Genomic DNA, 20291 nt, shown 5'->3' with positions numbered 1-20291 from the left:
TGATCTAAGTATGCAAAACATTTTGATTGGCTTTGTGAGCGCCTGTTTCTACACTGCTTTCAGTGTTTCCGGCAGGCTGGAGCCTGTTAAGCAGGGAGATAGATATGCAGGTACGCAATACCGCCAACCGGTTTGGAGCTTTAAGTATCGGTATCCACTGGGTGGTTGCCGTTGCCGTTTTCGGGCTGTTCGGCCTTGGCTACTGGATGGTGGATCTGTCCTATTATGATGACTGGTATCGCACGGCGCCGGACATCCACCGTAGCATCGGCATTCTGCTGTTCATGGTTATGTTGCTGCGGCTGGTGTGGCGATTTGTTAGCCCGGTGCCCCGTCCGCTGCCCAATCACACTCGCTTCGAGGTAGTAGCGGCTCGTGTTGCTCACCTGGTGCTTTATGTTCTGGTTTTTGTGGCGATGGTCAGCGGCTATCTGATTTCCACAGCTGACGGGTCGTCCATCAGTGTGTTTGACTGGTTTGAAGTGCCTTCGGTAACCGGTCAGATCAAGGGAATGGAGGATACCGCCGGGCTCGTTCATTACTGGACCACCTGGGCCCTGGTGGTGCTTGCCAGCCTGCATGGTCTTGCCGCGATAAAACATCATCTGATTGACCGGGACGACACCTTGCGGCGTATGCTGGGTACAGACCGGCGCCACCACTGATGCCATTACCGCTGTGAACAACGCCTACAATCGCGCCTTCGGGCTGTTTCAACGAGGAGATGACTATGAAAAAATTGCTGCTTGCATCCGCTGTGACACTCACAATGGTTGGTGGAACCCAGGCATCCGAACACAGTGGAACCTATGCCTTTGATACCGAGGGTGATCACCAGTTCATTACTTTCAAGATTTCCCATCTGGGTTATAGCTGGCTTTACGGTCGCTTCAATGAATTTGACGGGCAGTTTGTTTACGACGCGGAAAACCCGGAAAACAGCTCGGTGGAAGTGACGGTGGATACCTCCAGCGTTGACTCGAATCACGCCGAACGGGACAAGCACCTGCGCGAGGAAGATTTCCTCTATGTCAGAGAGTATCCGGAAGCAACGTTCAAGAGCACGAAAGTTGTCGTGGACGACAAGGGAGAGGCTGACATCATCGGTGACCTGACTCTGCGTGGAGTTACCAAAGAGATCACCCTTGATGTGGAGATGGTGGGCCACGGCAAAGATCCCTGGGGAGGTTACCGCATGGGCTTTGAGGCTGGAACAGAGTTCAAGCTGACTGACTTTGGAATACCAATGGATTTGGGAAAGGCGTCTGAAACAGTGGAGTTGATTATCTCTGTGGAAGGTGTTCGCCAGTAAACGCTGAACTGACAATGCCTCCCGGGGTGCCGGGAGGTATTGTGAGTTTAACCCATCGCCTCCGCTTCAGAGGCATTCAGGCTATCAAAGCAGGTCAGTGGGTTGTCCGGAACCGCTATCATTGCGGCAAAGGTGCCGCTGTCGCCAGAACTGGCCAAAAAAGATCACCAGCCCGATCAGAAGTCCCGCCCATAAGTAGGGTTCTGCAAGCTGAAAACTGCCGCTTATGGCAAACTCCACCAGCAGCATCAGAGCCAGAGCAAGAACAGCATTCACCACGGCCGTCATCATGGCCTGCCCGCAGGCCTTCAGGTTGGGTCTCATAGTTCTCCACTCTCGGATGTCGTGAAACGGATCATCGTTTTACTGATTGCGAGCATACGGCGAGGGTTAAACTCTCTCCATGCGGGAATTCCGCTATTGGAAATCCGACAGGGTGTTGGTGTATCTGCCCCCGCCTCCATATAATGTGCCCTCCGGCTGCCGGCCGGGGTAACCAGCGGAATTCATATCACGCAACAAAGGGGCATCCATGCCAGAGTTTCAGACCACGGATGAAGGCTTTGAGCGGGTTTCATTGAGGGACTACACCGAGAAGGCCTACCTTGATTACTCCATGTACGTCATTCTCGACAGGGCGCTGCCCAACGTAGGTGACGGGCTGAAGCCGGTTCAGCGCCGGATCATCTACGCCATGTCCGAGCTCGGTCTCAAGTCCACCTCCAAATACAAGAAGTCCGCCCGTACGGTAGGTGATGTTCTGGGTAAGTTCCATCCCCATGGTGACAGCGCCTGTTACGAGGCCATGGTGCTGATGGCCCAGCCTTTCTCATACCGCTATCCGCTGGTCGACGGTCAGGGTAACTGGGGCGCGCCTGACGACCCCAAGTCTTTTGCTGCCATGCGTTACACCGAATCCCGGCTGGCCAGATTCGCGGATGTCCTTCTCAGTGAGCTGGGGCAGGGTACGGTCGACTGGGTGCCGAACTTTGACGGCACCATGGATGAGCCCTCGGTGTTGCCCGCCAGGTTACCCCACGTTTTGCTGAACGGAACAACCGGCATTGCCGTGGGTATGGCAACGGATATCCCGCCTCACAATGTACGGGAAATTACCGCAGCCTGTGTGCGCCTGCTCGACCAGCCAGACGCCACCACCGACGACCTTTGTGAACACGTCAAGGGCCCGGATTTTCCGACTTACGCAGAGATCATTACCCCCAGAAAAGACATCCGGCAGATGTACGAAACCGGTAAGGGATCCCTGCGGATGCGTGCCCGCTGGATCAACGAGGGTGGCGAGATTGTAGTGACGGACCTGCCGCACCAGGTTTCGGGTAACCGGGTGCTGGAGCAGATCGCTCAGCAGATGCAGACCAAAAAGCTGCCCATGGTGGCAGACCTGCGTGACGAATCGGACCATGAGAATCCGACCCGGCTGGTGATCGTGCCCCGTTCCAACCGGGTGGATCAGGAAGGGCTGATGGCCCATCTGTTTGCCAGTACCGACCTGGAGAAGACCTACCGGGTCAACATCAATGTCATCGGTAATGACGGTCGCCCGGGCGTCAAGGGCCTGCGTGAGATGCTGACGGAATGGCTAAGCTTCCGCCGCACCACTGTCACACGTCGCCTACAGCACCGTCTGGACAAGGTGTTGGCGCGCCTGCATATCCTTGAGGGCTTGCTGGTTGCGTATCTGAATATCGATGAAGTCATCGCGATCATCCGTTATGAGGACAAGCCCAAAGCTGAATTGATTTCCCGTTTTGGCCTGTCGGAACAGCAGGCCGAAGCCATCCTTGAGCTGAAACTGCGTCATCTGGCCAAGCTTGAGGAAATGAAAATCCGTGGTGAGCAGGACGAGCTGGCTGCTGAGCGGGATGAACTACAGGCCATTCTGGGTTCCGAAGACCGTCTGCGGGGGCTGATCAAGGACGAGCTGCTGGCAGACGCGGAAACCTTTGGCGACGATCGTCGTTCGCCCATTGTTGAGCGCCGCGAGGCCAGGGCCTTCAGCGAAACCGAGCTGGTATCCAATGACCCGGTGACCGTTGTGCTGTCCGAGAAGGGATGGGTCAGGGCTGCCAAAGGCCATGACATTGAGCCCGAAGGGCTCAGCTACAAGGCCGGCGACCGCTTTGCCATGGCTGCGAAGGGCCGAAATAACCAGCAGGCCGTGTTCCTGGATTCCACCGGCCGGGCCTATTCCCTGGTCGCCCATACGTTTCCCTCCGCCAGGGGCCAGGGTGAACCACTCAGTGGACGAATCAATCCACCGTCGGGGGCCACTTTTGCAGGTCTTCTGATGGGTGACCCGGCCCGCAAGGTGCTGCTGGTTACTGACGGTGGCTACGGGTTTGTTACCTCGCTCAATGACATGATCAGCAAGAACCGCAATGGTAAAGCTGTGGTATCGGTGCCGAAAGGGGCCAGGATCATGCCTCCGGTGATGGTGCCGGATTCCGACAAACCACTTTACCTGGGCGCTATTTCCAATGAGGGCAGGATGCTGGTGTTCCCTCTGAGCGAGCTGCCGGAGCTGGCCAAGGGCAAGGGCAACAAGATCATCAGTATTCCCTCTGCACGGGTGCAGAACCGGGAAGAATACGTGGTAGCAGTTGCGGTGTTTGCCGAGGATGACCAGCTGGAAATCCGCGCTGGCAAGCGAAAGATGGGATTGCAGTTCGCCGATCTGGAGCACTACCTGGGCGAGCGCGGCCGCCGCGGCCATAAGCTTCCACGGGGGCTCCAGCGGGTGGACGCCATTGATGTCATCCAGTCGGCCAGCAATGCCGCTGATGCCGCCAGTTCAGAGGAGCAGCCTGACAGTGAGTGAGCTGGTACTGATTAACGTGTCGGGGCGCGACAAGCCCGGCCTGACGTCGGAGATTACCGGCATCATGGGGCAGTACGATGTGCGGATTCTGGATATTGGCCAAGCGGTGATTCACGACCACCTTACTTGGGGAATCCTGATTGAAATCCCGGACGAATCCAAATCCTCACCGGTTATCCGGGACCTGCTGTTCCGGCTGCACGCGCTGGATCTTCAGGTTCGCTTTGCCCCCATTACCATCGAGGCGTATCAGCAGTGGGCGGAAGGGCGCAATCGCGCCTGCTACATCGTCACGCTGCTGTCCCGGGACATCAAGGCCGAACAGATTGCGCGGGTGTCGGCGATCACCGCCCGTCATGGTCTGAACATCGACAATATCAGCCGGCTCTCGGCCCGCCCGTCTTTGAACCCGTCCGAGAACCGCATTGCCTGTGTGGAGTTTTCCGTCAGGGGGACGCCATCGGACCTGGAGCAATTGCGTTATGATTTCCTGCACATCGCAGGGGAAATGAATGTGGATATCGCCTTTCAGGAAGATTCCATTTTCCGTCGCAACCGCCGTCTGGTGGTGTTCGATATGGATTCAACGCTGATTGACGCGGAAGTAATCGATGAGCTGGCGCTGGAAGCCGGGGTGGGCAAGCAGGTGGCGGAGATTACCGAGCGTGCCATGCAGGGCGAGCTGGACTTCAGCCAGAGCTTTGCCGAGCGTCTGGCGTTGCTCAAAGGGTTGGATGAGTCGGTGCTGGAGGGTATCGCAGCTCGCCTGCGCCTGACTGAAGGAGCAGAACACCTGATCCGCAGTCTCAAGTCACTGGGTTATCGCACGGCGATTCTGTCAGGCGGCTTTACCTACTTCGCCCGTCACCTGCAGCAAAAGCTGGGGATTGACTACGTTTATGCCAACGAGCTGGAAATCGAGAATGGCAAGGTGACCGGCCGGGTGGCCGGCCAGATTGTTGATGGCAAGCGCAAGGCCGAACTGCTTCAGGAAATTGCCGAGCGGGAGCACATATCACGGGAACAGGTAATCGCAGTGGGGGACGGTGCCAATGACCTGCCCATGCTGAGCCAGGCTGGCCTGGGTGTTGCGTTCCGGGCAAAGCCTCTGGTGAAGGAATCTGCCCGTCATTCCATTTCGACCCTGGGACTGGACGCCATTCTCTATCTGATCGGGTTCCGGGAAAGTGACAGTCTGCAGGTAGGGCAGGCGGGAAAATAACGCCCCCTGGGGGGCGTTAGTGGTCGCCGAAGTCGTAGTTCATCTCTGGAACAGGCGCCTGCAGGTAGTAGCCCTGAATGTAGTTAACGCCAGCCTGCCACAGGGTTGCCAGTACACTGGCGTTTTCCACCAGCGGTACGATGGTCAGTTTGCCGGCGCTTTGCAGGCTCTTGACCATTTCCTTGACCTCTTCCTTGGCTTGGTCCTTCTTCTGGATTTCTTCGGTGAACGAGCCGTCAATCTTTACGTAATCCACGTCGATATGCTTGAGCGTGTTGAACGGGTTCAACGCACACCCGAACTGGCAGATGGAGACCTTGGCGTGCAACTCATGAACAGCTTTGGCAAACTCCTTGGCCTGTTTCATGTAATTGTTGGCGTCCCCTTCGCGGATCTGGAAAATCAGCGAGTCACCCGGCAGGCGAGCCGCCTTCAGCGCCACGCTCAGCCAGGGGGTAAAGGTTTTGTCTTCAAGGGTTTCTGCCGTTACGTTCAGGAACAGACGCGTGTCATGCCCTCGTGAACGGTGGCTGGATAGCTGCTTGATGGTTTGCAGAATTACCCAGCGATCAATCTTGATGGCCATTTCCGAGGGGCCGACCGGCGGCAGGAAGTCGTAGGGAGAGACCTCCTCATCGTCTTTGTTCAGCATCCTGACGAAGGCTTCGTAATGTTCCTCACCCTCACCCCTGAGGTTGATAATGGGCTGGAACAGGAGTCGGAACCGGTTGTCGTCCAGGGCTTTCTGTATGGCGTCGGCTGAATTGCTTTCGTCCAGCGACTCGTGGTCAGCCGGGTTGTAGACCATCACACCATTACCACGCTCATGACCCTCTTTCTTCTTCAGCTCCGAGGAAGCGGTATGGGCCCGCCCCATCAGGTCAGGCGCCTTGGGTGCGTTCTCGGTAATGGCTGCAACCCCAATGCTCAGAGTCAGTTGGACGGTGCGGCCGCTGATATCAAACAGATGATCCTCCACCTTCCTGCAGAGGGTCTCGCACAGTTCAGCCATGGTTTTTTCTTCACAGGGCTGGCAAAGCAGGCAGAAAGCGTCGTCGCTCAGGCGCGCAAGAATCATGTTGTCTGGGGTGTGTTCTTTCAGCAGGCTGGCCAGGTCCCCCAGCATGAGATCCGCACCGGCTATACCGACCTGTCCCTTCAGGCTCATGAAGTTGTCCAGGGCAATGTAGGCCAGCGCACCGGTCTGATTGTCCTTGCCAGCCGTTGCTATGGCCTGGCCCAGCGCATCCATCAGGTACTGCCGGTTGAACAGGCCGGTAAGCAGATCCTGGCTGCTGATCTGCCGAATTTTCTCCTCCAGCTCGGCGTCGCTATGTTCTGGCTGGATGACGATCTGCGTGCAGGCTTCGCCATCATAGGTTGCCGCAGACACAGACATGGTAACGTTGAGCTCCTGATCATCACTGCGGCGGGCGACGCAGTTCATGGTCATGCCGTCCTCCCCGCTCTCGGCGAAGGATTTCATGAATTCTTTGTACTTTTCCTGGCTTTCCGGTGTCAGGGTGTCCAGAACCGGGATGCAGATCAGGTCGTCGATATCGTCGTAGCCAAGGAATTCCATGTAGGACTGGTTGGCGTAGATATGCATGCCATCGTTGATGTAGGCAATGGCGTCCTTGGAGCTCTCAAGCAACAGCTGGCAGCGCTGCTCCGCCTCGCGCAGATGCGATTCGAGGATTCTGCGCCGCCGGCGATCATCCAGGGCGCCCAGTTCGCGGTTAACCACCAGTACCAGCTGATCCGTGTTCTCAAACGGCACCGTATCCTGGGCGCCGGCCTTCATCACAGCCACTGTGCGCTCACGGTTGAATTCCCGGGTAAGCAGTACGAACGGGATGTCTTTGTCCATGCGGCGGATCATCGCCAGGGCACTGTCCGGCCCGAATTCCTGCTCGACGTCGTCCCGTGCCAGCAACAGGTCCCAGTTACCAGCTTTCAGGGTTTCCTCAAGATCTTCCTCGGACGTGATGCGGTGGGCGCGTGTAGCCTTGCCTGAATTCCGGAGAAGGCTGACCAGGGTCTCAGCGTCATTTTGAGAGGGGTCGAGGATGAGCAGGTGTACGGTTGCGTTCTTTTTCTGCATTCGTCAGATGTCTCGTGGTACGCATTGGCTGTGCCAACTCTTTCGAATGTGCAGAGCCGGCCTTTCACTAACGCTGAATGATGCAGGGGTTAACAGCTAATAACAACCCCTGGCACCGGCCCGAACGCTGCTGATTGTTGGAAACAATGATCTAGAGTGACGGCCACAGGGAATCAAACTCATCTTCGCTGGTTCCCGCCGCTGCCGGCGTGTTGACCATGGCTGTGGCAGTAGCACCGGTATTGTGCAGTTTGAGCTCAAACTGACTGATGCTTCCGGTTGCGGAGATCTTGCGGGAAAGTGTGCCCTGATCCTCACGGCCATCATGGAGAAGCGAAATCCGGCTTCCGGACTGGAAGGGAAGCCTGGGCGTAATAAGGGTTGCCGCCTGATTGACCACACTTATTTCCGGTAGCAACAGGCCGCGAAGGTATTCGCTGCTGTTGCCCACTTTCTGGATCAGCCTGACGCCACAGGGCGCAGCGCTGGGGGCAAGCAGTTCGATGCCGGCCTGGGTCCCCTGATTGCGAACCTGGCGTATCCATCGCACCACCGCGATGCTCCAGGGGTAGTTGGTCTGTTCACGTACTCCCAGTATTTCGCCGGCCTGGAGAGACGCCGGGACGCCGGTTTCCCAGGCCACGCAGTAACCACCCGGGCTGGTGTTTATCAGCAGGGCATGATGGGACTGCGGGCGCCTGCGGTCCTGCTCGCTGTCGGGTGTGGCGCCGATACTGTTGCGAAAGTTGATGGGAGTGTCCGCCGATTGCATCGGATCATCACCAACGCCGGCATCATGGGCGCCAGCCCAGGCATCTTCTTTCCGGCGTGATGCCTTCAGAAACTGGTTGTCCTGATCATGGCGGCCGTTGTCATTGCCACTGACAAACTCATTGAACGTTTTCGCGCCGGCCACAAAGAAATGGGTGGCGGTCAGCCCAACGCATATTTCCAGGGTGCCCTGGCTGGCAATGCGGTTGAAGTTGCGTTTTGCCAGAATTCCCAGCGCCTGGCTGAGATGGGTCAGCAGGGTGTCACTGACCCGGGACGGAAGCTCCAGGTCGCTGGTGGAGTGGCCGTCTTTCTGATGGCGTGCATGTTGTGCTTCGGTAATCTGTTCCGACAGTTCGCGGGTGTCGAAGTTGTAACTGTCATTACCTGGCTTCTGTTCAAGCAGGCTGCGGTAAACGGGTGCGGTATCCCGCTCCATATTGACCACAAACAGGCTGTCGTTGTCTGTCTCGGGCCCGCAGGAAACAAGATGGGTCCAGTTCTCAAACAGTTCATAAACCCGGGCCAGTTCGGTCTGGCGCAACTGGTTGGGTCGGGCACAGCCAAGCAGTAGTATGCGCTTGTAGCTGTCTTCTACTGTACTGGTGCGACGGTGGTTCAGGGTTTCATCGTTAACAGAAAGGCCGTGGAGTTTGTTGCGATGGGCGAACCGGTACAGGCGATGGCATTCCAGCCAGCTGTTTGTGGGGCTGGGGCAGTAGAGCTGATGGGATCGCACAATAGTAGCGGCCAATTCGGAAATGGCGCGGTGAATCGCCGTGGCCAGGCCTTTACGGTTCTTGTCCAGCCCACCATTGTCCAGAAACTCCAGTACGCAGAGCTTGTAACCACTGGCAGCATGGAGCTGGAGCGCCTGGGACAGGTTGGCGATCTTGCGCTGTTTTTCGGGCAGCGCAATGGCCAGGCCAAGATAGTGCCTGGACAGTTCGGAGCAGACAAAGTGTATCTTGGGGCGAATCAGCTCCAGCAGCTGTAGCCGCTGCTGCGGTGCAATAAACAAGTGATTCAGCTCAATAATGGCATGGTATAGCTGCCGCGAAGCCTCACCAATGTTGGCCATTGGTAGCTGGTTGACCCAGTCCCTGAAGGCCTTTGGTGAAGTATGGCAAAATGAAAGACTTGCCGTTTTCTGTTCAGGAACACGGAGGTCAGGTTTCAGGATCATGCCTTCCATGAGTTCACGCCAATTGTCTGGGCCACGGTTGGTACTCCGGGTTGCACCACGAACCACAGGCGCGGAGCTACTGACGCCTGCGTGAATAAATGGGAAAACGCCTTAGATACGGCTTTTTTTGTTATCACTCTTTTGCACTCTAAAATAGCAAACCCACAACAAAAAGCGAGAAAAGCACGAGTTGACAATATTTTACAAGTAGATTTGCCCCGACTTTGCCAAATGTGTCACGCAAACAGGTCCAGTGGTGTTTTTCCGGGGCGGTCAGGCACCTCCCTGACAAGCCTTGGCACCAGGAATCCCGGAAGAATGCCGATCAGTTCCCGAACCAGCGCCCTTGCCCCGTCGTCACTGACGTTAAAGTGATGGGCGCCCTCCACAGGATCAAATGCGTGGAGGTAATAGGGCAGCACGCCACATTCAAACAGTCGCTCGCTAAGATCGGCCAGCACACCTACCGTGTCGTTGACACCTTTCAGGATGACGCTCTGGTTAAGCAGGGTGACGCCGGCGGCCTTCAATTGTCCTAGCGCATGTCGGGTGTCGGTATCCAGTTCCGCCGGGTGGTTGGTGTGGATCACCATCACAATCTGCAGTCGGGTTCCCGCCAGCCACGCAAGCAGCGAGTCGCACACACGCTGGGGAATGACAACGGGCAGGCGCGTGTGAATTCTCAGGCGTCGAATATGGGGTATATCCGCAAGAGCTTCGGCCCAGAACGACAAAAGCCGGTCGCTGGCCACAAGCGGGTCCCCGCCGCTGAGAATCACCTCGTTGATATGGGTGTCTTCGGTCAGGGTGGTCAGTATCTTCGACCGGTCGGCTGGTGAAAGCCGGTTGTCTTCATAGGGAAAATGGCGGCGGAAGCAGTAACGACAATTGATGGCGCACTGACCGGTGACCATCAGCAGAGCCCGGCTCTGGTATTTGCGGATAAGTCCGGTGGTCTGCATCGAGTCGCCCTCCTGCAGTGGATCACGGACAAATCCCGGTTCGGTGTCTGCTTCTTCAGAGAGTGGCAGAACCTGCCGTAACAATGGGTCCGCAGGATCACCGGGAACAATGCGTTGCAGGTAGGGCTCCGGCACCCGCAGTGGAAACAGCCGGTGGCCTTCGGCGGCACCGGAAAGCCAGACGGCGGGGTCAAGCCTGAGCCGCCGGAGCAGCTCCTCGGGAGTTGTGACAGAGGCTGACAGCAGTTGCTGCCAGCTGCGTGTGTCACGATCGAGTGGGCGGGCTTCTATACGGGTGGCGGTTCGCTGTATCATAGCGACCTTCGAATTTTTATACGCATCTTTTCAGGTGATAATTTCATGGCTTCATATTCTACCAACGAATTCCGTGGCGGTCTTAAGGTTTTGCTGGACGGCGACCCCTGTATCATTCTCGAGAACGAATTCGTAAAGCCCGGAAAGGGCCAGGCGTTCAACCGGGTCAAGCTTCGCAACCTGATGACCAATCGGCAATGGGAGCGCACTTTCAAGTCTGGTGAAAGCCTGGAAGCTGCCGACGTCGTCGATCTGGAAATGGAATATCTGTACACGGATGGCGAGTTCTGGCACTTCATGAAAACCGATGGCTCCTTCGAGCAGTACCCTGCCGATGCGAAGGCCGTTGGTGATGCCCTCAAGTGGCTGAAAGAGCAGGACGTTTATACCGTCACACTCTACAACGGCGCGCCGCTGACCGTGACACCGCCGAATTTCGTTGAGCTGGAAGTGGTGGACACTGATCCGGGTATGAAAGGCGATACCGCCCAGGGCGGGTCCAAGCCTGCAACCCTGTCTACGGGGGCTGTCGTGAACGTGCCGCTGTTTATTACCATTGGCGAGGTGCTCAAGGTTGATACCCGCTCCGGCGAATATGTCAGCCGCGTTAAAAGCAGCTGATCGGTTGTTTTAGTGACTGCAACCACTCCCTGGCAGCCTGCCACATCCCTGCCTGCTCTTGAAAGCCGTGCACGCCAGCTGGCCTGGGTGCGCGGCTTTTTTGCACAGCGTGGCGTGATGGAAGTTGAGACACCCGTGCTGGGCCGGTGCGGTGTTACCGATATCAACATCGACAGCATCCCTGCCTGCCCCCGGGCTGTGGCTGCCGGTTTCTCGAAAGCCTGGCTCCAGACCTCCCCCGAGTACCACATGAAACGCCTCCTGGCGTCAGGTTCCGGTCCCATCTACCAGGTGGCGCGGGTGTTTCGCGATGGTGAGTACGGGCGCAGGCATAATCCTGAATTTTCCCTGCTTGAATGGTACCGGCCTGGTTTTACGGATTCCGACCTGATGGCCGAGGTGTCTGAGCTGGTGTGCGGATGGCTGGGCTGTGAAGCGCCAACGACCATGCTTTACCGTGACGTCTTTTGTCGCTTTGCGGGGGTTGATCCGTTCCTGGCCAGTGACGGCGAGTTGTCGGCCCTTTGCGAGAAGTGGATGGAGCCGGCGCAGCTGGAGGCGTTTACTCGTGACGAATATCTGGATCTGCTGATGAGTTGTCAGGTAGAGCCGGCGCTGGCGGAAGCCGGGCCGGTGTTCGTTACAGGTTATCCGGAGTCCCAGGCAGCGCTGGCACGGGTGTCCGAACAGGACGGGCTGCGCCAGGCGCACCGCTTCGAACTCTATGTACAGGGGGTGGAACTGTGTAACGGTTATTGGGAACTGACTGACAGGGAAGAGCAGCAGCGCCGATTTGCGGCAGATAACCAGGCGCGTGTGGCCGCCGGCAAGCCGGAAATGCCCGTTGATCAGGCACTTCTGGCGGCACTGCAGGCCGGCATACCAGACTGTGCAGGCGTGGCCCTGGGTCTTGACCGCTTGCTGATGCTCAAGCTGGGGCTGGATGATCTTTCTGGGGTTATTGCGTTTCCTGCTGACCGGGCGTGATCCGTCCGAACGCAGCTCCCATGCGAACTCTCCCACCTGCCACCTGATCACTGTTCCAGGTGACCGAGCCCTTGGGCATGACCATGATAACGGTTGATCCCAGGCGGAACCGCCCCATTTCCTCGCCCTTTTCAAAGCGTATCGGTGTTTTGAGGTTATCGTAACGTGTAACGTCCACATGGCGTTTGCCCGGGGCTACGATGCCTGCCCAGGTGGTTTCAACACTGCCGACAATCATGGCACCGACCAGTACGAAGGCCATGGGGCCCGCAGCAGTGTCGAAAATGCAGACTACCCGCTCGTTTCGCGCAAACAGATTGGGTACGTTTTCCACCGTTGTCGGGTTGACCGAAAACAGCTTGCCGGGGATGTAGATCATCTCTCGCAGGGTGCCGGCCAACGGCATATGAATGCGATGGTAGTCCCTCGGAGCCAGATAGATAGTGGCAAACTCGCCATTGGCAAAGGTCCGGGCCCGCTCCTGCTCGCCACCGAGCAGTTCATTGAGGCTGAAGGATTGTCCTTTTGCCTGGAAAACCCGACCATCGCTGATGTCGCCTAACTGACTGATGGTGCCATCCACGGGGCTGACGATCACTGACTCGTCGGTATCCATTGGTCGCAGGCCGGGCTTGAGGGCGCGGGTGAAAAAGGCATTGAAGCTGGGGTATGCGTCAGGGTCTGGCTCAAGTGCCTCGCTCATGTCTACGCCATAACGGCCGATAAACCAGTTTACAACCCGGTTCTTGAGCGCCGGAACGCTTTCATTGTCTGCAAGGCGGCCAGCCAGGCGTGAAATGGCCAGCTGTGGTGCCAGATACTGGCCCGTTACAAAAAGCTTGTCGTACATCAGGGGTGATCCTTGGCGCGCAAAGTGGCAGAGTTTACCAAACCACGCGGTGTGTATAGAAATTGTTTCACACCTTCGCGGTTACGACCGGTGCTTGCTATTATCTGCTCAAAGCGGAATGGCTGCCTGGGCTCTGTCGCAGTTTCCGATAACAACCATAGAAGGTATGTTCTCTTTCCATGCTACTTATAATCGGCGCAGTAATTGTAATTGCAAGCGTCCTGGGGGGCTATGTCCTTCACGGCGGCAATCTCATGGTGTTATGGCAGCCCACTGAAATCCTGATCATCGGGGGTGCAGCCGTGGGATCCTTCATCATTGCCAATCCCATGCACACCATCAAGGAGGTGGGTAAAGGCGTTCTCAGCCAGTTGACCGGTTCCCCCTACAACAAGTCTTTCTATATGGACCTGTTGAGCCTGATGTATGAAATTTTCGACAAATCCCGCAAGCAGGGCGTCATGGCCATTGAGGAAGATATTGATAATCCCCAGGAGAGCCAGATTTTCACCCGCTATCCGGCCATCATGAAGTCCAAATACCTGCTCGCCTTCATGACCGACTACCTGCGGATTATCAGTTCCGGAAACATGGCGACCCATGAGCTGGAAGGCATGATGGAGAACGAGATCGACAGCCGTCAGCACGAACTGGAGGAACCTTCCCATGCCGTTAACAAGATAGCGGACGCATTACCGGGCCTGGGGATTGTTGCAGCGGTGCTGGGTATCGTTATCACCATGAACTTTCTGAGCGAGGGGCCGGAGAAGATCGGTCTCAGCGTGGCAGCGGCCCTGGTGGGTACGTTTCTGGGTATCTGGATGGGCTACGGCTTTGTTGGTCCCACCTCCATCGCCATGGAGCATTCTGCCCGGTATGAACTCAAGGCTTATGAGTGTGTGAAATCCGCGATTGTTGCGACCGTCTCCGGCCAGGCACCGCAAATGGCCATTGAGTTCGGCCGCAAGGCGCTGCCGTCGGACAAGCGGCCGGGATTCCAGGAACTGAACGACCACGTGCGTTCGAAATAATCTGAACAAGAGCCGTCTGGAGCAGTTTCTTGGAAGAACAGCCAATCATCATCAAGCGAAAGAAAAAGGTTGTCGGCGGGCATCACGGCGGGTCATGGAAAGTGGCCTTTGCGGATTTTGCCACGGCCATGATGGCCTTTTTCCTTGTGCTATGGCTCACCGCCACGGCATCCCCGGAACAGAAACTCGCGGTGGAGGGTTACTTCAAGGATCCGGTTGGCTTTACCGAGGGTGGATCCCCGAATCCCGTCGATCTTGAGGGCAGTGCGTCTGTCATCAACGAGAGCAGCGAGGATATCGAGCGAAGTGACATACAGATTGAAGACCAGGTTGTTGAGGAGCTTGCACAGACCCTGGAACAGCAACAGATGGAGGAGCTGTTCCAGGATCTGAAAGACCGGATTGAACAGAACGAAACCCTGCAGGAGTTCAAGGATCAGCTGTTGATCGATATTACCAGTGAAGGTCTGCGGATCCAGATTGTGGACCGCTCCCAGCGCCCAATGTTCGACAGTGGGCGTGCGGAGCTCAAGTACTACTCCCAGGATATCCTGTTCGAGCTTGCCAAGACCCTCAGTACCGTGAATAACAAGCTGAGCATTACCGGCCACACCGACTCTACCCCGTTCAGCGGCCGTCCCGGCTATACCAATTGGGAGCTGTCTGCGGATCGCGCCAACACTGCCCGCAGGGCGCTGGTGGCCGGTGGTGTAAGGCAGGAACAGATTGGTCGGGTAGTGGGGCTGAGTGATTCCGTGCTGTTTGATCAGGACGACCCGCAGGCCCCCGTCAACCGCCGTATTTCAATCATTGTGATGAACAAGAAGACGGCAGAAAGCATCCAGAGCAGCGCCGGCAGATCGAACGAACCATTAATCGACCTGACTGCGCCCTCCGAGGAAGAGCAGCAGGAGGCCATGAAGCGGCTTGAGGACGGCAACTGGTCGCAGGAGAAGGAAGATCCCGAGCCCGGGGAGTTGAACTGGTAAGCCCGATTAGTCGGCTTTCAGTCCCCGGGATTGTTGTTCCGCCATATCCTGCAAAATCCGCCGGAAGCTTTTCATGCGCTCCACACTGATACGGCCGTCCTCGGCGGCCTGGGTAATGGCACAGCCAGGGTCGCCCATATGGCTGCAGTTACGAAACCGGCAGTGACCGATCAGGTCGCGGATTTCGCGGAAGCCGTACTCGATTTCCTGTGGGGTCATATGCCACAGCCCAAATTCCCTTATGCCAGGGGAATCGATCAGATCGCCGCCGCATTTGAGATGAAAGAGCCTGGCAGTGGTGGTGGTGTGAATGCCTTTGCCGGTGCTTTCCGAAAGCGCACCCACCCGGATCGACTCGTCAGGGAGCAGCGTCTGGATAATGGACGACTTGCCAACCCCGGACTGGCCCACGAACACACTGGTCTGGTCTTTCACCAGGTCCTCCACCCGAACCGCCTGCTCGCCCTCCAGGGTTTTTGCTGACGTGCGTTCCGTGCGGTAGCCCAGCTTTTCATAGCGAGCCAGCAGTCTGTCGATGGACTCCCGGTTCTGATCGGTGATCAGATCGGTCTTGTTGAGCAGGATGATGACCGGAATATCTGTGCTTTCTGCTGCTACCAGGTATCTGTCGATCAGATTGTCATGGGGCTCCGGCTCAGGGGCAATGACCAGGATTATATAGTCGATGTTGGCCGCAACGGGTTTGAGCGCGCCGAAATTGTCTGGCCGTTGCAGCAGGGTATTGCGGTCGCAACGAGCCACGATCACCCCGGTGCCGTCGCTGCCCGGCCGCCAGATCACCTTGTCGCCGGTGACCAGGCTGTCGATATTGGCTCTCACGAAGCAGCGAAGCACCTTGCCGGTGTCCTCACCCTCCAGCGCTTCCACGTCCAGTTGCTGGCCATAATGAGCAATAACCAGCCCCTGCTGCTCTGGCCCCAGGTCGCCAGCATCCAGTTTCTCACCGATGGATTCTTCTTTCTTTGCGGCCCGGGCAGCCCGTTCCTGCTGGACTTTCTTGATGCGCCATTGCTGCTGCTTGTTCAGTCGACGTTTAGCCATATTGTAGGTCGGTCAGATCCTGGTGAAGAATAGTGAAAGCTGTAACATCATACGTGATTCATCCACAATAGGCAGACTATGTGCAACAACGGTCGGGCAGGGCTTCCCGGGAGACGCTACGAGCACGTCCATGTGCGCTTGACTGAAGCCATCCATGGCTTCAGACACTCCCGGGAAGCCCTGCCCGACCGTTGCCCGAATCACGAGTTATAGGCTGGAGACCATTGAATGCCAGAAGCCAACTATCTTGTCTGGATCGACCTTGAAATGACCGGGCTGGACCCGGAAAAAGAACGCATTATCGAGATTGCGACCATTGTTACAGATTCTGAATTGAACACGATTGAAGAAGGGCCGGTGATTGCCGTGCACCAGTCCGACAAGCTGCTCAGCGAAATGGACGAGTGGTGCACGCGAACCCATGGCGAGAGTGGGCTGACCCAGAGGGTCAAGGACAGCAGGTTCAGCGAGATTGATGCCGAACAGAAAACCCTGGAATTCCTTCAGCGTTATCTCGAACCCGGCCAGTCACCCCTTTGTGGTAATAGCATAGGCCAGGACCGGCGCTTTCTGGTGAAGTATATGCCGGAGCTTGAAGCCTTCTTCCACTACCGTAATCTGGATGTAAGTACCATCAAGGAGCTGGCGCGGCGCTGGCGGCCGGATGTCCTGGACGGGGTTGAGAAGAAGGGCACTCATCTGGCCCTGGATGATATCCGGGACTCCATCAACGAGCTTCGTCACTACCGGGAAACCTTCTTCAAGTTATAGACCGTGCCTGCGCAGGGCCCAATGCACATGCTCCCGGACCATTTCCGATGGGTGGTCCGCCCTCTGCTTGAGGGCTTCGATCACTGGAATGGTTGAAGGTGCATTGCCCAGTCCCACGGCCAGGTTCCGCAGCCAGCCTTCGTAACCGGTACGGCGGATGGCGGAACCTTCGGTACGTTTCAGAAATTCTTCTTCTGTCCACAGGAACAGGGTAGCCAGTTCACTGTTATCCAGGCCATGGCGGGGCTGGAAATCCTTCTCGGCAGTGGGCTTGCTGAACTTGTTCCAGGGGCAGACCAGCTGGCAGTCGTCGCAGCCAAAGACGCGGTTACCCATTTTCGATCTCAGCGCTTCCGGGATGCTGCCTTTCAGCTCAATGGTGAGGTAGCTGATGCATTTGCGGGCATCCAGCTTGTGGGGGCCATCGAAGGCGTCGGTGGGGCAGACATCCAGGCAGGCGGCGCAGGTGCCACAGTGTTCTTTCTCGAAAGGCTCATCAACGGGTAGCGGAGCGCTGGTGAATATCTCACCGAGAAAGAAGAATGAGCCGGCTTTCGGGTGAATCAGCATGTTGTTCTTGCCGATCCAGCCTAACCCGGCACGCTGGGCCAGAGCGCGCTCGAGCACCGGGGCGCTGTCCACGAATGCCCGGTAGTCGAATCCCGACACGGCTTCGTCAATCCACTTTGCCAGGGTCGCCAGGCGCTTGCGCATCAGCTTGTGGTAGTCCCGCCCCACTGCATAGCGTGTGATATAGGCTTTCTCACGGTTAGTGAGTACCTGCCCCGGGTTGTCCGGTGCCGGCATGTAATCCAGCCGAACGGAAATAACCCGCTGGGTTCCCTCCACCAGGGATGTGGGGGTATAGCGTTTGTCGCCATGGTCTGCCATGTACGACATTTCTCCGTGAAGCCCTTCACGCAGCCAGCTTTTGAGCCGCTCACCGTGAACGCCGGTATCCGGCAGGGTGATACCGGCGTCATTGAACCCCAGTTCATGGGCCCAGGTGCGGATCTGCCGGGGCAGAGAATCCAGTTCTTGTTCGGTTGGATCGGTCATTGAATGCCAGTAACGAAGTTTAATTTGATTAAGTTATGACCTTTTCCACTGTTTTGCTATTCTTTACAGAGATCTGGCCGTTTTTCTTAATCCGAATTCTGTAACGGGAGCGGACTTCCATGCCCCTGTCTGGTGGTCACAGTTTACCAGAAGACCTCTACTCCGCCGATGCAGTGCGAGAGATTGATCGCTATGTGATTGATCAAAAAGGGGTCGACGGATTTGAGTTGATGCAGTCTGCCGCTGCGAGCGCGTTCCGGAGGCTGGTGCGATACTGGCCAGAACCAGGACGGATTCTGGTGCTGTGCGGAGCCGGCAACAATGGTGGCGACGGCTATCTGGTCGCTGCCAATGCGGTACGTCATGGTCTGGAGGTGGGCTGCCTTGCTGTTGCCCCCACGGAGAAGCTGTCCGGCGATGCCCGCAGGGCCTGGAAGAAAGCCGTCGCGGATGGAGTGAACGTGAAGGAGCTGGCGGAGCTAACTGCCACTGATGTCGGCCAGTATTTTGCCAGTGCGGGGCTGATTGTGGACGCCATGCTGGGAACCGGGGTCACTGGTGCGCCGAGAGAGCCGTTCGCAGACATGATCCGCCGATGCAATGACGCCACTGTACCAACACTGGCTATAGATTTGCCCTCCGGGCTGAATGCTACAACCGGCACTGTGGCCGGGGAAGCGGTCAGGGCTGCGGCAACGGTCACGTTTATCGGGCTCAAGGCAGGCCTGTTTACCGCTCAGGGCGCAGAATACGCCGGGGAGGTTGCGTTTGAGTCCCTGGGTACCGACGACTGGGCCCGGGAGAGTGGGCAGCGCCCGCTGGCCCGACGAGTGGACTGGTCAGGCCTCCGGGCCGAGATACCCCGGCGCCCTCGGGTTGCCCACAAGGGGCGTTTCGGACACGTGTTGATCGTTGCCGGCGATCGGGGGTTTGGCGGGGCCGGCATGATGGCAGCGGAAGCGGCGTCCAGAGCCGGGGCAGGCATGGTGACTCTGGCAACGCGCCCGGAATACGTGTCGCCCGCCCTGGCCCGTTGTCCATCGGTCATGGTTCAGGGGTTGATTCACGGTTCGGAATTGCCACCGTTGATCAGTGCAGCGGACGTAATTGTTTGCGGCCCCGGCATTGGGCAGGGTGCCTGGGGGCAGCAGATGTTGCAGCAGGTAGTGGCCAGCGGAAAACCGCGGGTGCTTGATGCGGATGCACTGAACCTGATGGCATCGCGGGTTGCGCAACCGGCGGATAATCATATTCTCACTCCGCACCCGGGAGAAGCGGCGCGTCTGCTGGAGTGCAGGGTGGACGAGATTGAGAGTGACCGGGTGGGCGCAGCAGAGCAGCTTCGCAAGCTGTTTGGCGGCGTGGTCCTGCTCAAGGGTGCCGGGACGGTTGTCGCCTGGGGGGAGGCGCTGCCGGATATAGTCAGTGGCAGTAACCCGGGAATGGCAACCGGTGGCATGGGGGATGTGCTCTCAGGAATACTCGGCAGTCTGTATGGGCAGCTGGGAAATGCTCATCTGTCGGCCTCGTTAGCGGCTTCGCTCCACCTGGCAGCGGCAGATCGGGCATCGGTGAGCCGGGGCTATATGGGCCTGCTGCCGATGGATGTCATTGATGCCCTGTCGAAGGTTCTGATGGAGTCAGAGCGGGGGGCTCCGACTGCACAGGGGGCAGTGGAAGAATAATGAATGTTGCAGAGAGCGAGCTCAGGCTGCACCTGAAGGCCGAGTCGGATACGGAAAAACTGGGCAGGATACTGGCAGGCCTGGTGAGCGATAGCGGTCAGGGCGCGGTGGTTTTCCTGGAGGGAGACCTGGGTATGGGAAAGACGACGCTGAGCCGGGGGATAATGCGTGGCCTGGGTCACGAGGGCGCGGTCAAGAGCCCGACCTATACCATCGTTGAGCCCTATGAGCACCTGACTCCGCCGGCCTATCATTTTGATCTTTACCGACTTGGCGATCCGGAAGAGCTTGAATACATGGGAATACGGGATTACTTCCAGGGTGAGAGCCTGTGTGTCATTGAGTGGCCTGAACGCGGCCAGGGCATACTACCCGTGCCGGATCTGCTGATTCGACTGGGTAAAAGTGGCGACGGGCGCAGTGCCCTGATCTCAGCATCAACAACCCGTGGTGGCCGATTGCTGGCCGGTATTGGTGAGCAGTGGCGTCAGGGACAGGGACATTAATCGTGTGTGATCAATGCAG

General features: G+C 57.4%; 18 protein-coding genes. 11 read left to right on the top strand and 7 right to left on the bottom strand.

Features of this window, described 5'->3' with window-relative positions; translation table 11 throughout:
- Nucleotides 1-104: 104 nt before the first annotated feature.
- Both QPM17_RS13350 and QPM17_RS13345 read left to right on the top strand, forming a co-directional pair.
- Nucleotides 105-665 (top strand): cytochrome b, encoded by a 561-nt coding sequence (locus QPM17_RS13350; RefSeq protein ID WP_285391285.1) that lies wholly within the window; start codon nt 105-107, stop codon nt 663-665.
- A gap of 65 nt (nt 666-730) precedes the next feature.
- Nucleotides 731-1312, top strand: coding sequence for a YceI family protein (locus tag QPM17_RS13345; protein WP_285391283.1), 582 nt, complete (start codon nt 731-733; stop codon nt 1310-1312).
- Nucleotides 1313-1396: 84 nt separating this feature from the next.
- Here QPM17_RS13345 and QPM17_RS13340 read toward each other — a convergent pair whose 3' ends face one another.
- Nucleotides 1397-1636: a hypothetical protein gene (locus QPM17_RS13340; protein WP_285391282.1), complete on the bottom strand. Its 240-nt coding sequence runs from the start codon at nt 1634-1636 to the stop codon at nt 1397-1399.
- 208 nt (nt 1637-1844) lie between these two features.
- Between QPM17_RS13340 and parC the strand changes: the two genes are divergently transcribed.
- Entirely contained in the window at nt 1845-4151 is a 2307-nt protein-coding gene (parC, locus tag QPM17_RS13335) for a DNA topoisomerase IV subunit A (RefSeq protein ID WP_285391281.1), read from the top strand.
- Nucleotides 4144-5373 carry a phosphoserine phosphatase SerB gene (gene serB, locus QPM17_RS13330; protein WP_285391280.1) on the top strand — a complete coding sequence of 410 codons (1230 nt, stop codon included), beginning with the start codon at nt 4144-4146 and terminating at the stop codon, nt 5371-5373. The genes parC and serB overlap by 8 nt, the downstream gene beginning before the upstream one ends.
- A gap of 16 nt (nt 5374-5389) precedes the next feature.
- On the opposite strand, the gene QPM17_RS13325 is transcribed toward serB, so the two are convergent.
- The 3 genes from QPM17_RS13325 to epmB all read right to left on the bottom strand — a co-directional run bounded on the left by QPM17_RS13325 (nt 5390) and on the right by epmB (nt 10711).
- The gene (locus QPM17_RS13325) at nt 5390-7477 is read right to left on the bottom strand and encodes an EAL domain-containing response regulator (protein ID WP_285391279.1); all 2088 of its coding nucleotides are present in this window, start codon (nt 7475-7477) and stop codon (nt 5390-5392) included.
- A gap of 151 nt (nt 7478-7628) precedes the next feature.
- Nucleotides 7629-9443: a GTPase gene (locus tag QPM17_RS13320; RefSeq protein WP_285391277.1), complete on the bottom strand. Its 1815-nt coding sequence runs from the start codon at nt 9441-9443 to the stop codon at nt 7629-7631.
- 227 nt (nt 9444-9670) lie between these two features.
- Nucleotides 9671-10711 (bottom strand): EF-P beta-lysylation protein EpmB, encoded by a 1041-nt coding sequence (gene epmB, locus QPM17_RS13315; protein ID WP_285391276.1) that lies wholly within the window; start codon nt 10709-10711, stop codon nt 9671-9673.
- 45 nt (nt 10712-10756) lie between these two features.
- On the opposite strand from epmB, the gene efp reads away from it, so the two are divergent.
- A complete protein-coding gene (efp, locus tag QPM17_RS13310) occupies nt 10757-11332 on the top strand; it encodes an elongation factor P (protein WP_285391275.1) in 576 nt (191 codons plus the stop codon).
- Nucleotides 11333-11344: 12 nt separating this feature from the next.
- Nucleotides 11345-12319, top strand: a complete 975-nt coding sequence (gene epmA, locus QPM17_RS13305) for an EF-P lysine aminoacylase EpmA (protein ID WP_285391274.1) — start codon at nt 11345-11347, stop codon at nt 12317-12319.
- Here the strand turns inward: epmA and asd are convergent.
- Nucleotides 12291-13169: an archaetidylserine decarboxylase gene (gene asd, locus QPM17_RS13300; protein WP_285391273.1), complete on the bottom strand. Its 879-nt coding sequence runs from the start codon at nt 13167-13169 to the stop codon at nt 12291-12293. The two genes, epmA and asd, sit on opposite strands and share 29 nt — an antisense overlap.
- Before the next feature lie 179 nt (nt 13170-13348).
- Here asd and motA point away from each other — a divergent pair, with 179 nt between their 5' ends.
- On the top strand, nt 13349-14200 hold the full coding sequence (gene motA / locus QPM17_RS13295) for a flagellar motor stator protein MotA (RefSeq protein WP_285391272.1): 852 nt from the start codon (nt 13349-13351) through the stop codon (nt 14198-14200).
- 29 nt (nt 14201-14229) lie between these two features.
- Nucleotides 14230-15189: a flagellar motor protein MotB gene (gene motB / locus QPM17_RS13290; RefSeq protein WP_285391271.1), complete on the top strand. Its 960-nt coding sequence runs from the start codon at nt 14230-14232 to the stop codon at nt 15187-15189.
- Between the two features lie 6 nt (nt 15190-15195).
- Here motB and rsgA read toward each other — a convergent pair whose 3' ends face one another.
- The gene (gene rsgA, locus QPM17_RS13285) at nt 15196-16251 is read right to left on the bottom strand and encodes a small ribosomal subunit biogenesis GTPase RsgA (RefSeq protein ID WP_285391270.1); all 1056 of its coding nucleotides are present in this window, start codon (nt 16249-16251) and stop codon (nt 15196-15198) included.
- 228 nt (nt 16252-16479) lie between these two features.
- Between rsgA and orn the strand changes: the two genes are divergently transcribed.
- Nucleotides 16480-17022 carry an oligoribonuclease gene (gene orn / locus QPM17_RS13280; RefSeq protein ID WP_285391269.1) on the top strand — a complete coding sequence of 181 codons (543 nt, stop codon included), beginning with the start codon at nt 16480-16482 and terminating at the stop codon, nt 17020-17022.
- Here the strand turns inward: orn and queG are convergent.
- Nucleotides 17017-18081 carry a tRNA epoxyqueuosine(34) reductase QueG gene (gene queG / locus QPM17_RS13275; protein WP_285391268.1) on the bottom strand — a complete coding sequence of 355 codons (1065 nt, stop codon included), beginning with the start codon at nt 18079-18081 and terminating at the stop codon, nt 17017-17019. The genes orn and queG overlap by 6 nt on opposite strands.
- Nucleotides 18082-18200: 119 nt before the next feature.
- On the opposite strand from queG, the gene QPM17_RS13270 reads away from it, so the two are divergent.
- Both QPM17_RS13270 and tsaE read left to right on the top strand, forming a co-directional pair.
- Nucleotides 18201-19766 carry an NAD(P)H-hydrate dehydratase gene (locus QPM17_RS13270; RefSeq protein ID WP_285391267.1) on the top strand — a complete coding sequence of 522 codons (1566 nt, stop codon included), beginning with the start codon at nt 18201-18203 and terminating at the stop codon, nt 19764-19766.
- Nucleotides 19766-20272: a tRNA (adenosine(37)-N6)-threonylcarbamoyltransferase complex ATPase subunit type 1 TsaE gene (gene tsaE / locus QPM17_RS13265; protein ID WP_285391266.1), complete on the top strand. Its 507-nt coding sequence runs from the start codon at nt 19766-19768 to the stop codon at nt 20270-20272. The genes QPM17_RS13270 and tsaE overlap by 1 nt, the downstream gene beginning before the upstream one ends.
- The last annotated feature ends 19 nt before the right edge of the window (nt 20273-20291 follow it).

Origin of the sequence: Marinobacter azerbaijanicus, assembly GCF_030250645.1 — a bacterium.
GTDB lineage: Bacteria > Pseudomonadota > Gammaproteobacteria > Pseudomonadales > Oleiphilaceae > Marinobacter > Marinobacter azerbaijanicus.
The sequence above is the reverse complement of the archived record's forward strand: the minus strand, read 5'-3'. Positions and strand labels throughout refer to the sequence as shown.

Coding starts and splice junctions, on each gene's coding strand:
- QPM17_RS13350 (WP_285391285.1), top strand. CDS start 105: ATGCAGGTACGCAATACCGCCAACCGGTTTGGAGCTTTAAGTATCGGT.
- QPM17_RS13345 (WP_285391283.1), top strand. CDS start 731: ATGAAAAAATTGCTGCTTGCATCCGCTGTGACACTCACAATGGTTGGT.
- QPM17_RS13340 (WP_285391282.1), bottom strand. CDS start 1,636: ATGAGACCCAACCTGAAGGCCTGCGGGCAGGCCATGATGACGGCCGTG.
- parC (WP_285391281.1), top strand. CDS start 1,845: ATGCCAGAGTTTCAGACCACGGATGAAGGCTTTGAGCGGGTTTCATTG.
- QPM17_RS13325 (WP_285391279.1), bottom strand. CDS start 7,477: ATGCAGAAAAAGAACGCAACCGTACACCTGCTCATCCTCGACCCCTCT.
- QPM17_RS13320 (WP_285391277.1), bottom strand. CDS start 9,443: ATGGAAGGCATGATCCTGAAACCTGACCTCCGTGTTCCTGAACAGAAA.
- epmB (WP_285391276.1), bottom strand. CDS start 10,711: ATGATACAGCGAACCGCCACCCGTATAGAAGCCCGCCCACTCGATCGT.
- efp (WP_285391275.1), top strand. CDS start 10,757: ATGGCTTCATATTCTACCAACGAATTCCGTGGCGGTCTTAAGGTTTTG.
- asd (WP_285391273.1), bottom strand. CDS start 13,169: ATGTACGACAAGCTTTTTGTAACGGGCCAGTATCTGGCACCACAGCTG.
- motA (WP_285391272.1), top strand. CDS start 13,349: ATGCTACTTATAATCGGCGCAGTAATTGTAATTGCAAGCGTCCTGGGG.
- rsgA (WP_285391270.1), bottom strand. CDS start 16,251: ATGGCTAAACGTCGACTGAACAAGCAGCAGCAATGGCGCATCAAGAAA.
- orn (WP_285391269.1), top strand. CDS start 16,480: ATGCCAGAAGCCAACTATCTTGTCTGGATCGACCTTGAAATGACCGGG.
- queG (WP_285391268.1), bottom strand. CDS start 18,081: ATGACCGATCCAACCGAACAAGAACTGGATTCTCTGCCCCGGCAGATC.
- QPM17_RS13270 (WP_285391267.1), top strand. CDS start 18,201: ATGCCCCTGTCTGGTGGTCACAGTTTACCAGAAGACCTCTACTCCGCC.
- tsaE (WP_285391266.1), top strand. CDS start 19,766: ATGAATGTTGCAGAGAGCGAGCTCAGGCTGCACCTGAAGGCCGAGTCG.